The 13,131-nt window shown below is 63.9% G+C and carries 13 protein-coding genes; 5 read left to right on the top strand and 8 right to left on the bottom strand.

All coding sequences use genetic code 11. The annotated features are described in order from the left end of the window. Position 1 precedes the first annotated feature (1 nt). From HMPREF1022_RS08780 to HMPREF1022_RS08755, 6 genes are all read right to left on the bottom strand, one after another. Complete coding sequence (locus HMPREF1022_RS08780) at positions 2-1,114, bottom strand: flagellar basal body P-ring protein FlgI (protein WP_008682057.1); 1,113 nt, start codon at positions 1,112-1,114, stop codon at positions 2-4. A gap of 180 nt (positions 1,115-1,294) precedes the next feature. Continuing rightward, a complete protein-coding gene (flgM, locus tag HMPREF1022_RS08775; protein WP_009302828.1) occupies positions 1,295-1,603 on the bottom strand; it encodes a flagellar biosynthesis anti-sigma factor FlgM in 309 nt (102 codons plus the stop codon). Positions 1,604-1,695: 92 nt separating this feature from the next. Further along, entirely contained in the window at positions 1,696-2,130 is a 435-nt protein-coding gene (locus HMPREF1022_RS08770; RefSeq protein ID WP_008682061.1) for a DVU0524 family FlgM-associated protein, read from the bottom strand. A gap of 124 nt (positions 2,131-2,254) precedes the next feature. Then, positions 2,255-3,637 (bottom strand): phospholipase effector Tle1 domain-containing protein, encoded by a 1,383-nt coding sequence (locus tag HMPREF1022_RS08765; RefSeq protein WP_009302827.1) that lies wholly within the window; start codon positions 3,635-3,637, stop codon positions 2,255-2,257. Positions 3,638-3,743: 106 nt separating this feature from the next. Next, positions 3,744-5,117 carry an MFS transporter gene (locus HMPREF1022_RS08760; RefSeq protein ID WP_009302826.1) on the bottom strand — a complete coding sequence of 458 codons (1,374 nt, stop codon included), beginning with the start codon at positions 5,115-5,117 and terminating at the stop codon, positions 3,744-3,746. 621 nt (positions 5,118-5,738) lie between these two features. Beyond that, the gene (locus HMPREF1022_RS08755) at positions 5,739-6,611 is read right to left on the bottom strand and encodes a methylenetetrahydrofolate reductase (RefSeq protein ID WP_009302825.1); all 873 of its coding nucleotides are present in this window, start codon (positions 6,609-6,611) and stop codon (positions 5,739-5,741) included. A 246-nt stretch (positions 6,612-6,857) separates the two neighbouring features. On the opposite strand from HMPREF1022_RS08755, the gene HMPREF1022_RS08750 reads away from it, so the two are divergent. From HMPREF1022_RS08750 to HMPREF1022_RS08735, 4 genes are all read left to right on the top strand, one after another. Then, on the top strand, positions 6,858-8,132 hold the full coding sequence (locus tag HMPREF1022_RS08750) for a phosphodiester glycosidase family protein (RefSeq protein ID WP_008682197.1): 1,275 nt from the start codon (positions 6,858-6,860) through the stop codon (positions 8,130-8,132). 237 nt (positions 8,133-8,369) lie between these two features. Further along, on the top strand, positions 8,370-8,750 hold the full coding sequence (locus HMPREF1022_RS08745; protein WP_008682199.1) for a desulfoferrodoxin: 381 nt from the start codon (positions 8,370-8,372) through the stop codon (positions 8,748-8,750). An 83-nt stretch (positions 8,751-8,833) separates the two neighbouring features. Beyond that, positions 8,834-8,971: a rubredoxin gene (locus HMPREF1022_RS08740; RefSeq protein ID WP_009302824.1), complete on the top strand. Its 138-nt coding sequence runs from the start codon at positions 8,834-8,836 to the stop codon at positions 8,969-8,971. A 114-nt stretch (positions 8,972-9,085) separates the two neighbouring features. Further along, positions 9,086-10,294, top strand: coding sequence for an FprA family A-type flavoprotein (locus tag HMPREF1022_RS08735; protein ID WP_008682201.1), 1,209 nt, complete (start codon positions 9,086-9,088; stop codon positions 10,292-10,294). Between the two features lie 193 nt (positions 10,295-10,487). Here HMPREF1022_RS08735 and HMPREF1022_RS08730 read toward each other — a convergent pair whose 3' ends face one another. Both HMPREF1022_RS08730 and HMPREF1022_RS08725 read right to left on the bottom strand, forming a co-directional pair. Beyond that, positions 10,488-11,006, bottom strand: coding sequence for a hypothetical protein (locus HMPREF1022_RS08730; protein ID WP_009302823.1), 519 nt, complete (start codon positions 11,004-11,006; stop codon positions 10,488-10,490). Between the two features lie 82 nt (positions 11,007-11,088). Next, positions 11,089-12,237, bottom strand: a complete 1,149-nt coding sequence (locus tag HMPREF1022_RS08725) for a LarC family nickel insertion protein (protein WP_009302822.1) — start codon at positions 12,235-12,237, stop codon at positions 11,089-11,091. 175 nt (positions 12,238-12,412) lie between these two features. Between HMPREF1022_RS08725 and HMPREF1022_RS08720 the strand changes: the two genes are divergently transcribed. Next, positions 12,413-13,081 carry a CBS and ACT domain-containing protein gene (locus HMPREF1022_RS08720; RefSeq protein WP_008682205.1) on the top strand — a complete coding sequence of 223 codons (669 nt, stop codon included), beginning with the start codon at positions 12,413-12,415 and terminating at the stop codon, positions 13,079-13,081. Positions 13,082-13,131 lie beyond the last annotated feature (50 nt).

Genomic DNA, 13,131 nt, shown 5'->3' with positions numbered 1-13,131 from the left:
CTCAGATCACCTCCAGCTCCGCATGCAGCGAGCCCGACACCTGCAGGCTGCGCAAAATGGAAATCAGATCGCGGGGCGTGGCCCCGATGGCATTCAGGCCGTCCACCAGTTCCTGCAGGGTGGCCCCTTCCACCATGACCAGGCGGCGGTTTTCCTCACGCACGTTGATGTCGGTCTGGGGCGTGACCACGGTCTGGCCCTGGGAAAAGGGACCGGGCTGCGAAACCTGCTGGCTTTCCTGGACGGTGATCTGCAGGTTGCCGTGAGCCACGGCCGCGCGCGAAATGCGCACGTCCCGGCCCAATACCACAGTGCCGGTCTTTTCATCCACCACCACCTTGGCGGCGGTGTCCGGGGTTACTTCCAGGTTCTCCACCGAGGCCATCAGGGGCACGAGATTGCTCTTGTACTGGGGGGGCACGTCCACGCTCACGCTCATGGCGTCCACGGCACGGGCGTAAGGGCCGCCCATGGCCGCGTTGAGACGCTCGGCGATCTGCTGGGCCGTGGAAAAATCCCCCACGCGCATGTTCAGGGTCAGCTTGTCCTGCTGGTTGAACTCAAAGGGGATGCCCCGCTCCACAATGCCGCCGCCGGGGATCAGGCCCACGGTATTGACATTTTTCTGGGTGCTGGCCGCCGCTCCGGTGACGGAAAAGCCGCCCACGGTCAACGCCCCCTGGGCCAGGCAGTAGGTCTTGCCGTCCACGCCCTTGAGCGCGGTCTGCAACAGCACGCCGCCCAGCAGGGAAGTGGCGTCGCCCACCGAGGAGACGGTCACGTCCAGGCGGCTGCCCGGCTTGGAGGAGACCGGCATGCGCGCCGTGACCATGACCGAGGCCACGTTCTTGATTTTCAGGGCCGAGGAATTCACGCCGATGCCCATCCGGTCCATCATGTTTTTCATGGAACTGAGGGTGAAGACGGAATCCTTTTTGTCGCCGGTGCCCGCCAAACCCACCACCAGGCCGTAGCCGATGAGCTGGTTGTCGCGCACTCCGGAAAAGGTGGCGATATCCTTGATGCGTACCGCCTGGGCGGGCAGGGCCCAGCAGAGCAGCAGGGCCGCTACGGCCAGCCAGAGGGCGTAATGGCGGGTGATCGTCAATTTCATGGCGCATGCTCCTTGCCGGAGAACCGGCGTAAACCTTTATGCAGGAAGCATGCCCGGAGCAGTTCAAAGTTAAATGTTTCAGATGAAAAAAGCCGCCCCCCCTTACGGGAAGCGGCGAAAAAACATCGTGCATACGCCCGTCGCCGAATAGACGACGCGGACGGGACGGAGACACGTTGCCTATATTCGGAAGAGGCCCGGCTCCTCCCGGACCAGTCCGGCCGCGATGAGGCGGCTGTCCGGCTGGTAGGTGCCGTTGGCTACCTGGATGCGCAGAGATTCCACCTTGTCGGCGCGCACGTCCGGCGTATTCTGCGCGGTGCGGCGGGCCTCGGTCAGCAGCAGAGCGTCCTGGGAGACGCTCACCGTGTCGCCCCGCTCTCCGTCGGACTGGCTTTCCGTTCTGGCCCGGGCGCGGGCCTCGCCGCTTTTTTCCAGGCCGGTAGCGTAGGGATCCAGTAACGGGTTTGTATTGGTCTGAATTTCCATATCCTTTTTCTCCAATCCAGAGCAGGCGTCCTTACGCCTCACAGCTTCTCGACGCCGGCTCCGCTCGCGTCCGGCACGGGGCGCATGTCCCCCTATTGCCCGGACGGCTTTTCCAACATGCTCTGGTCAACCTTTTGGCGCGTGATGCGCCAGAGAACATGCCGCGTGCGGCGCTGTTCCTCTTCACTCAGGGGACGCGGCCCCTCGGGGCCCTGGCCCACGATGCAGAGCCTGCCGCCCGGCGGGTAGGTGAACTGCACCTCCTGTCCCACGGCCTTGCCCAGTTCCCGGCGGATTTCCTCCACCACGGGATTGTCGCTGCCGGTGAAGATCAGGCTGTCAAACAATTCCTGCGCCACTTTTTCCACATAGGCGCGGCGTTTGACGGACGGGTCGGGGTCCCGCGGCTCCAGCCCTTCGGCCAGACGCCGCCGCACGCGGAAACGGGCCAGCCGACGGGCCGCCAGCAACTGCTGCTCATAGCCTTGCAGCATGATGCGCATTTGCGCGGTGGTCGTATCGGCCATGATATTTTCCGTCCCTGTTGGTGTTTTCGGCCTTCCACCGTGAAACTTTAGACTTTTTTACGCTTTTTGGCGTCATAACGCCATTTTTTCAGATAACCTATGGAAATACATTGAATTAAATTTCTTACTTTTTTCGTCCGTTATCGAAGATGACTCGCCTGCCGCTTGCCGCCGGACCGTCCACAAGAAAAATGCCGTCCGCGATATGTCGTGTTTTGGGCAGATCCGCCTCCGTCAGGCCGGGCCGCAATATCACCCGCCCGTCGGCGGACAGGCTGAAACAGCGGCTGTAGCGGGTGTCCGCCACGGCGGAAAGATGGATATAGTCCCGCCAGAAAGCAAGGGGGTCTCCCGCCCGCGCCGCCGCAACCCGCGAGGCTTCTCCCTCCCGCTCCGGGTCAAGCTCCCGGAAGGGCACGCCGTGGCGCGCGGCACTGTCCCGCATGCAGCGCAACGGCACGAGGCCGAGCGTCTCCCGCGTGCGCTTGGGCACGAAAAACCGCACCCGCAATATCTCGTCGCCCTCACTGGCCGCCTGCGGAGCGCGGCGCAGCACCAGGCCGTGCTTATCCAGGGCCTCCCGGGCCAGAGCGGCCGGGGACCTGCCGTGCCAGGGAGCCAGTATGCGCCGGAACAGGGCTTCCAGTTCCGGGGGCGTGTCCGGAAAGACATACACGGTGGATCCGCCGCCGCGTCGGGCGCTGACCTCCGCCGCGCCCACAAGGATATGTTCCGGATTTGCCGCGCCGGGCGGCGCATAGCCCCCGCCCACATCCCCGTGCGCGCCGGGGCAGGCCGCCTCATTGCCGGTATTGGGTGCGCCGTCGTAAATGGAACGCAGGGGAAAATTCCGGCGGTACTCGTTGGCGGCGGTCAGGTGCAGGGTCCGGGCCACGATTTCCGGTCCCAGGGTCACGTCGAAATCGCCTTCGTCGGCATTGCCGGGTAGGCCGAAGGACCCCACAGTATCGAACAGGCCCAGAAAACCGATCTCCAGCGGGCAGTCCAGACGACCGTAGCCCTGGTTCCGGATGACCCGAAGGTTGGGACGGATGGGACGGGGCACCGCGCTTGCGTCCATGGGGCGGCGGGGGTCCGGCAGACCGGCCAGCAACACCGCGTTGACGAAGTGCCGGGCCAGGGCCGCGCCCCGGCTGAAACCGAAGACATCCAGCACGATCCGCGCGGGCGGGAAAGGCCAGACCCGCTGAAAGACCGCCAGCAGGCCTTCCGCCGCGTCGGCCATGCGGGCATAGCCGCCGGACTTGCCCAGTCCCGTGGCCAGAGAGAGGGGATCGCCGCGCAGATTGCCCGCGGAATCATACACGCCGATGCCCGGCACATAGGCCGCGAACACGCTTTGGCCGTCCGTGGCATAAAGATCGTACAGGGCGGCGATATTGGTGGGCCGGGCCGCAGTTGCGCGCAGATCCTTATGATTGCCCGTACCGTCGAAAAAAATGCCGATGCGCAGGTCCGGCCCGCCGGTCTCTGTTGATGAAGGCATAGCGACTCCTGCCGGTTGCGGCCAGGGTCTGTCGGCATCCGCTGATGCCGGGGCCCTGGCGGTACAGAACGGTTTCCCGGCGCGACCGGCGGGCATCCACCCCGCCTTATTGCCGGTTGCGCGCCAGGACAAAGCCCACGGCCAGCAGGTTGAGCAGGCCGAAAATGATCAGGTCCGTGCGCATGCTGCGCAGAAAACCGTCGATATTGGCTATGCTCACGGCCTCCTGGCCCAGGAAAAGACTCAGGGTCAGGGTGATGACCACCATATTGCAGAGCTGGCCGCCGGTGCGCACGGCCCCGGTGAGTCCGGAGGCCTGGCCCACGTGGTCCGGCCCGGCGCTTTCCAGAATGATGGTGGTGTTGGGCAGGGCGAACAGGCTGATGCCCACGCCCAGCAGGCATTGCGCCCCCAGCAGCAGACTCAGGGGCGAGTCCAGTTGCAGGAAGGCCGCCGCCGTGAGCCCCAGGCCGCACAGAGCCACGCCCACGGCGCTGACATAGCCGGGATTCCAGGCATTGCAGAGGCGCGCGGCCAGCGGCGTGGTAAGGGCCTGCACCACGGATTGCAGCGCTAGGAAGAAACCGGCCTCCTGTACGCTCATGCCGCGCCCCACCTGCAGATAGAGGCTGAAAAAAAACAGCATGCCGAAAAAGGAGCTGTAATTGACAAAGGCCGCCAGCGAGGACAGGGCGAAGACCCGGTTGCGGGCCAGCAGGCGGATGTCCAGCAGAGGATAGCGGCTTTTCAGCTCCAGCAGGCAGAATACGGCCAGCAGAAGCGCGAAGGACGCCAGCAGGCCCCAGGCCAGAACCGGGCTTTCCGCCAGTTCCGACGCGCCGAAGGTCAGGGCGGCCATGGCGCAGCCGTAAATGATGCACCCCCACCAGTCAAAGGGCTGGCCCTCGGCCGTGCGCCATTCCAGCTTGACGCAGTACTTCATGAGCAGAAACGCCCCGGCGGCGGCCAGGGCATTGCCCCAGAACAACCAGCGCCAACCCAGCCAGCCCGCGATGAATCCGGCCACGGGCGGACCGCAGGCAATACCGGCATAGACCGCCGCTCCGCTGAAGCCCAGATAGCTGGCGCGTTGGCCCGGAGGCGCGGCCGAGGCCAGCAGGGCCAGGCCGCTGGCGTTGAACATGGCACCGCCCACGCCCTGCACAAAGCGCAAAACCAGAAACAGCGGCGCGGAATCCACAAAACCGAGCAGAGCCCCGGCCAGGGCGAAGACGCCCATGCCCCAGAGGAAGACGCGGCGGCGGCCGCAGATGTCGCCCAGGCTGCCCGACGCCAGCTGGAACACCGCCAGCCCCAGGGAATAGAAGGCCCCCACCAGGCCGAGCTGGCGGGCGCTGGCCCGCAGGCTCTCGCCCAGGGGCGGCAGAACGGCGTTGACCCCGGCCATCATGAACGGCATGAAGAACAGCGCCGTACAGACGGCCAGCAGCAGGCGGCGATGATTTTTTTCAATAGGCATGCCGCAGCATATATCTCCGGCGGCGGGGGAGGGTCAACACGCGCGGCGCGGCGTCAGGGTCATTCCGTTCTCCGTCCGTAGACAGAGTTATTTTGTATTTATAGCAGGTTACCTTTCTATTGTTTTAGTGGGCTTGTCGTATGTGATGAGGTATTCCGAACCCTGCGGCCACAGTGGTTTTACGCCTCCCGGCGTTTGGGCCGCCCCCATGCCTCCCCTGCCCCGCTGTAGCCGTAACGCAATGGCGCGGCGCGGAGGGAGATCACCTGAGCGTAGCGAAGGAAGCTCCCGCAGCACAGGCCGCTCTGCCCTCGTAGGCCACGCGGGGGGAAGGGGTTGCAAGGGGCCTGGGGGGCCGCGCAGGCCACCCGGCCCCTGCCCGCGCCGGCGGCCAAAACGGCAACGAAGCGGGAACCCCTGGAGCATTTTGCGCTTGAAATTATCGCTTAACGGCGAAGTAAATTCGCCTTGCGATAATTTCGCTGTGCGGATTTTCATGGAAAATCCGCACAGCGCGTTGAGATATTTTCAATATCAAAACGCTCTAATGCCCAGAGGGCAGAATAAAACAACAGGCGGAAAATAGAATGCCCCTGGCGCAGCTTGCCCGCGCGCGCCGTGCTACATGCCGCCCACTTCCTCGGCGATCTGCAGGCAGAGATCACCCTTGTTCAGGGTATACAGGTGGATGCCCGGCGCGCCGCACTCCAGCAACTGACAGATCTGGCGCACGGCGAAATCCAGGCCCGCGTCGCGCACGGCCTCGGCCCCGCCCTTGCGGTGGGCTTCCTCCAGGCTGAGATAGAGCTTGCCCGGGATATTGGCCCCGCACAGCGAGAGCACCCGGCGCAGGGAATCGAAACTCTGAATGGGCAGAATTCCCGGCACCACCGGCACATTCAGCCCTTTGGCGCGCAGATCTTCCACCAGGGCTTCATACTCGCGCACGTCAAAAAAAAGCTGGCTCACGGCAAAGCCCGCCCCGGCGCGCAGTTTTTCCTCCGTGTACCGGCGGTCCAGGGCAAAGGAGCGGGATTCGGGGTGCGGCGCGGGATAGGCGGCCACGCCGATGCCCATGTCCGGTTCATGCTCGCGCGTGAAGGCCACCAGGTCGGCGGCATGCTGAAAATAGCTCTGTTTCCAGTCCCAGTTGCCTGTTTTGGGCGGGTCGCCGCGCAGAGCCAGCACATTGTCCACACCGGCGGCGCGCAACTCCTTGAGGAAAGCCGCGATGTTCCCGGGTTCGGCCCCCACGCAGGTCAGATGGGCCATGGTGGTGAAACCGCGCCTAGCCAGCTCGGCCGTGACGGCCAGGGTGCTGTGCTGCCGCGCGCCCCCGGCGCCGTAGGTCACAGACACAAAGAGCGGATCAAGGGCGCGCAGCTGTTCCACTGTGGCGTAAAAGCCCGGCAGCTGGGCCTCGTCCGAAGGAGGAAAAAATTCCAGGGAGAAAAAAGGCGCTTTGGCGGCTTGAATCAGCGTGCCTATCTGCATGTTCCGCTCCTTGGCCGGGGCCTGGCGGGATGCCACGCCGCCCGCGGCGGCGCGCAACCCTTACGGGTTTGTGTGTCTTATTTTTCAAAGTAGACATCGGGCCCGCAGGCCGCTTGCGTGTCGTTGAGCAACTTAATTATGTGTATATCAAGATAAGCTGATATGTCAATGCCGCCCTCTGTTTCCCGTCTTCCCGCCGATGTGCTCCGTCTTGCCAAAGACCGGACTTGGTCGTAAGGGAAAACCATGTACGTGCCTTTACGGTCAAAGATAACCCGCTGTGATGACAGCGTTTCGGATCATTCCCCCCTGGTGCCGTGCCGCGCGCCACAGCACGCCCGCCCCCGCGCCCGGCTCTGGTTTGCGCCCGTGCGCGGCCTGACCCTGCTCTGCTGGCTGCTGTTCCTGTCCTCGTCCGTTCCGGCGGCTGGCCTTGCGGACAACGGGTCACCCGATTTCACGGCCGGTCAGGCCGCACTTCCGGAAGCTGCGGACAATGCGCCCGGCAACGGCGAAGCCGAAGCAGGCAACGGTGCAAACGGCAACATGCCTCCGCCCGCGCCGGTCCCCGGCCAACAGGGCGTGGACCGGGACGGCCGCCCGGCCTGGACGCAATTGGAACCCGGCTTGGCCTTCGGCGAATTTCAGCTCAACGACAGCGAAGCGCGGCTCACGGCCCTGCGCATTGACCCCGCCCGGTTCGACTTCATACTCTGCGCCAGCTCGCAGGACGGCCGCCCGGCCCGCGCCCTGAGCGACTGGGGCGAGCAATACGATCTTACGGCGGCCATCAACGCCAGCATGTATCTGCCCGACGGCAGCACCAGCACCGGCTACATGCGCCAGGGCGGACACGTCAACAACAAGCGTCTGGTCCAGCGCTTCGGGGCCTTTTTCGTAGCCCGGCCCGACAGCCCGAATCTGCCCCCGGCGGCCATCCTGGATCGTGACAGCCCCGACTGGCGGCAGCGCATCGACCACTACGGCCTGGTGGTCCAGAATTACCGGATGATTAATGCCGAACGGCGCATTCTCTGGGCTCCGGGCGGCCCTCTCTACTCCATTTCCGCCGTGGCCCAGGACGGCGACGGCCAAATTCTCTTCCTGCACTGCCGCGAACCCGTGGAGGCCTACGCCTTTGCCCAGCAGCTCCTGCACCTGCCGCTGGACGTGCGCACCGTCATGTATGTGGAAGGCGGGGCCCAGGCCGGCCTGCTGGTGCGTTCCGCCTCGCTCCGGCGTGAGCTGGCCGGACGCCACGCCGTCTCTTTTCTGGTGACCGGCAATCTCAAGGCCACTCTGCCCAACGTGCTGGGCGCGCGCCGCAAAGCAACCCCCACCACAACCGCCCCGGCGCCCGACACAAAGCCCGCTCAAACCGCCGACTCCCCCACAGCCCGGACTCCCGGCCAACCTCCTGCGGAAGCGGCCGCGGGACCGGATGAAAGCTCTCCCTCCCCGGCGCATGCTGATCCGGCGTCGGCCAACACGGTTCCGGCGCCTGAAGACGCCCACAAGTAAGAAATATTCTTATTACCCGTAAAAGACCTTTACAAAAAACCGTTTTTAGCCCAAAATCTGTATCGGAATTTCGGTGAACGGCAGGTCGGCGCATCCGGCCCGGCCGCAACGCCGAAAGGCCTTCCAGCGGGTCCGGCCCGCCGGTGTGTTTGCAAATCCGCCCCGTTTGCGGGCCGGGCATCCGAGTCCCGAGAGGCCGATGCCTTCATAGTTTTTTATGACATAGTGAGGATTATTATGCCCAACCAGTTGGAAATTTATAAATGCACCCATTGCGGCAATATTGTTGAAGTTCTGCACGGCGGCGGCGCTGAACTCGTCTGCTGTGGCGAGCCCATGAAGCTCATGAAGGAAGGTTCCACCGACGGCGCGTTGGAGAAACACGTGCCGGTGATCGAAAAAGTGGACGGCGGCTACAAGGTCAAGGTGGGCAGCATGGCCCATCCCATGGAAGAAAAGCATTACATTGAGTGGATTGAGCTGCTGGCCGACGGCAGAAGCTACACCAAATTCCTCAAGCCCGGCGACGCGCCCGAAGCCTTCTTCGAAATCGACGCCGCCAAGGTGACCGCCCGTGAATACTGCAATCTGCACGGGCTGTGGAAGGCTGAGAACTAGAGCATTTCAAAATAAAATTGCTCTAATTTCGGCAAGCATAACCGCGCGGCCCGTGCGCGCGGATCGAAAAAAGGAGAATATCCATGCAGAAATACGTCTGTAGCGTTTGCGGCTATGAATATGACCCGGCGGAACATGACAACGTGCCTTTCGATCAGCTTCCCGACGACTGGGTCTGCCCGGTGTGCGGCGTGAGCAAGGACCAGTTCAATCCCGCCTAAGTTCTGATTGCGGTTTGTATTTCCGTCTTTCCCCGCCTTGCCGGTCCGCCGGCGGGGCGGGGCTTTTAATGACGGGGAATTTCCCTTCCACTTTGCACTTTCTGGAGAATTGACATGCAACCTGTTGAAATCAAAAAAGACATTTTCTGGGTGGGCTGCGTTGATTACGATCACCGCGACTTTCACGGCTATTCCCGCTCGCCGGACGGTTCCACCTACAACGCCTATCTGATCAAAGACCAGAAAAATGTGCTCATAGACACTGTGGCTCCCGGCTGCGCGGGCACGCTGCTCTGCCGTCTGGCCAAGACCCTGGCGCCCGAAAAAGTGGATTACATCGTCTGCAACCACATCGAACTGGACCATTCGGGCTCCCTGGCCGAAGTGGTGGAGCGGGTCAAGCCGGAAAAAATCTTCGTCTCCCAGGCCGGGCTCAAGTCCATGGCCGGGTATTTCGCGGGCAAGAACTGGCCCGTGCAGGCCGTGAAAAGCGGCGACATCCTGAACATCGGCAGCCGCAACATCGTCTTTCAGGAAACCCGCATGCTGCACTGGCCGGACAGCATGGTTTCCTACATTCCCGAGGAAAAACTGCTGATCAGCAACGACATCTTCGGCCAGAACATCGCCAGCAGCGCCCGTTTCGCGGACGATTTCGGGGACGACGGCGAATTCGTGAAGCGGATCAAGGAATATTTCTACAACATCATACTGCCCTATTCCCCCATGGTGCTCAAAACCCTGCCCGTGGTGGAAAAGCTGGACATCGACATGATCGCTCCGGACCACGGCCTGATCCACCGGGGCGAGAAGGCCGTGCGCTTCATCATCGACATGTACCGCAACCTGGCCGAGCAGAAGCCGCAGCAGCGCGCCCTGATTTTCTACGACACCATGTGGCAGTCCACGGAGCGCATGGCCTATGCCGCATGCAGCGGCCTGGAGGAAAACGGCGTGCCCACGCGGATCATGTCCGTGAAGCACAACCACCACAGCGCGGTGATGACCGAACTGGCCGACTGCGGAGCCGTGCTGGCCGGTTCGCCGACTCACAACAACACGGTGCTGCCTTTGGTGGCCGCGCAGCTCACCTATATGAAGGGGCTGCGGCCGCTCAACCGCGTGGGCGGCGCCTTCGGCTCCTACGGCTGGTCGGGCGAAGCGCCCAAATATCTCCAGGAACAGCTGGCCGCTATGAATATGGACATGCCCGCCGATCCCGTGAAGTGCAACTGGGCTCCGGACAAGGACGTATTCCGCGCCTGCCATGAGCTGGGCAAAACCGTGGCTGAGACTCTCAAGAAGAAGTGCCAGGAAGGCTAGGGACTGTTTCTAAATTAGGATTTTCGTTCTCTGCCAAGAAAGGCGAGCCTTAGGCGGACGTGTGAGCCGTACGGATAAAGCAAGCAACCGGCGACCTTGAACCCGGTGCGGAGAAATTAATGACGAAAAAGCGCGCTCCGTGCAAACGGGGCGCGCTTTTCACATTCAGATTCAAGAATCCGAGTTCGTTTTTTTACAGCGTGCGCATGTGGTCCGGACGGCGGTCGTCATGGCGGGGGCCGGGGCCGCGATGGTCGCGGCGGTCATAATCCCGCCGGTCGTCGCGACGCTTGTCATAGCGCCCGTCGCGGCGGTGGTCGCGATCGTCCCGGCGATGGTCGTAGCGGTCGCGGTCATGACGTCCGTCATAGCGGCGGTCGTCCCGACGATCATATTTACCGTCCCGGCGGTCGTATTTGCGGTCCTGCTTGTCCGCCTTGCGGTCTCCGCGCCGGTCGAACTGATCCTGCTTGCGGTCCTGGCGGCGTTCGAAATCCTCGCGTTTACGGTCTTGGCGACGTTCAAAATCTTCACGCTTGCGACCATCGTCCCTGTCCGCCACGGTTTTGCCGGGCAGAGCATGACCGGCCACGACCGGGGTATTTTCCGTGTCGGCGACGGGCGCGGCATTGGCGCTCAGGCCTCCGGCCATCCACACGACGGCGGCCACGGCGCACAGGCTCAAGGGCCGCCATACAGCGTACATTTTCATTGCTTACCTCCTAATAAAAGACATGAATGCCTTACCCCGCTCATACGCTGAAGCCGAAGCGGAAGCAAGCCCGGCCCGCGCTTCAGGCCTTGAAACGCAGGGCGGGCGCGCCCACCCCCAGGCGGGCCGACGCCGATTTGACGGCCTCGGCCTCGGCGCGCACGTAGCGCCGCCCCTCCAAGATATAGGCCTTGGCTTCCAGGCGTTCACCCGCGTCGATCAGCTCCGCCGCCTCGCGCGGCAGCACCAGCCGCTCCAGGCATTGCCGCCGCAGGCCCAGGCTGTGGGTATGGCGCAGCACGCCCAGGCTTACGCCCTCCTCGTCCTCCGGGCGGCAGAGCACGCGCAGCAGGCCCGCGGGACGGTTTTTCTTGCCGATGCCGGGCAGCCAGAGCACATCCAGCACTTCGGGCGACGCGGCCAAGGCCGTGAGGGCCATGCCCAGCTCCTCGCCGCTGAGGTGGTCCAGATGGGTCTCCAGTTGCAGCACCTGTTCCCGGCCGCCCCGCGCGTGCGACACGGCTTCGGGCGCGGGCTCCGCCAGCCAGGCCCGCAGCCCCCCCGGGGCCGGACGCGAGCCGTAGCCCGTGCCCAGGGCGCACAGCACGCCCTGCGGGCCGTCCGTAAATTCATCCACCAGCACATGGACCAGAGCCGCGCCCGTGGGCGTGACCAATTCCTCGCGCGCGTCCGTGGGCCGCACGGGCTTGCCGCGCATCAGCCAGGCAGCGGCGGGCGCGGGCAGCGGAATCAGCCCGTGGGCGCATTGCACCGTGCCGGAAAACCAGGGCAGGGGCGAGGCCGTAACCCGGCGCACGCCCAGTTGCTCCAGGCCCCAGCAGGCCCCGGCGATGTCCACCAGGGTGTCGATGGCCCCCACCTCATGAAAATGCACCTCTTCCGGCGGAATCTGATGCGCCTCGGCCTCGGCCAGGGTCAGGGCCTCCAGCACGGCCAAGGCCCGTTGCCGCGCCGCGCCGCCCATATCCAGGACGGCGAAGACGGCCGCGATGTCCGCCGGATGGCGCAGGGGCTGGACCTCGTCCCAGCTCACGTCCACCCGCCTGCCGGGGCCGCCGACGCGCGTCTCGGGCCAGGTCTCAATGCGGCAATTCACACCGGCGCGGGCCAGGGCCGACGCCAGAGGGGCAATATCCAGCCCCAGATGGACCAGGGCGGCCAGGGTCATGTCGCCGCTGATGCCGTTGCCGCAATCCAGATATAAATCCATGTCTCCACTCCCTCCGCCGAAAAAAGGCATACGGCCCGCGGGCGGCGCGCCGTGGCGGGCTTGTGCGGCAGCCCGCCCTTGGTGTATGGATAAAGCCGGGAACACGGTTCCCGGCGCACGGACCGGCCGCCCGCCACGCCCGCGCCAACGATTTCAACCGCCCAGGGGAGGAAGCATGCTCGTACAGAACTGGATGACCACCGAAGTGATTACCGTGACGCCCGAAACGTCCCTGCTCAAAATCGGCAAGCTGATGCGCGACAACAGCGTGCGCCGTCTGCCCGTGCTGGACGACAAGGGCCATGTGGTGGGCATCATTTCAGACCGCGATGTCCGGGACGCCTCGCCTTCCAAGGCCACTACCCTCGACATGTATGAGATGCATTACCTGCTGGCCGAACTCAAGGCCAAAGATATTATGACGCCCCGGCCCTTCACAGTCAAACCCACGGATACCGTGGAAAAAGCGGCCATGCTGATGCTGGACAACAAGTTCGGCGGCCTGCCCGTGGTGGAGGAAAGCGGACGCCTGGTGGGCATCATTTCGGACCAGGACGTATTCAAGGCCCTGGTGAGCATTACCGGCGTACGCGAGGGCGGCATCCAGCTGGGCATTGAAATCGCCAACCAGCCCGGAGCCATGAAGCCCGTCTTCGACCTGCTGCGCGCGCACGGGGCCCGGATACTCTCCGTGCTCTCGGCCAACAATCAGGAAGGCAACCGCAAGGTCTTCCTGCGTCTGCGCGAAATGGAAAACCGCGAAGCCGAGGAAGCGGTCATCGCCGACGTCAAGGAACATGCCCATCTGTTGTACTGGGCGCGCAACGAAGTGCATCTGGTTTAGGGGCTGTTTCACGTTGAAATGCTCTCGCGCCTTCACCATGCGCGGCGCGC

This window comes from Desulfovibrio sp. 6_1_46AFAA (genome assembly GCF_000224635.1).
In the GTDB taxonomy this organism is placed as follows: Bacteria; Desulfobacterota; Desulfovibrionia; order Desulfovibrionales; family Desulfovibrionaceae; genus Desulfovibrio; species Desulfovibrio fairfieldensis.
This window is presented reverse-complemented; position numbering and strand designations above follow the sequence as displayed.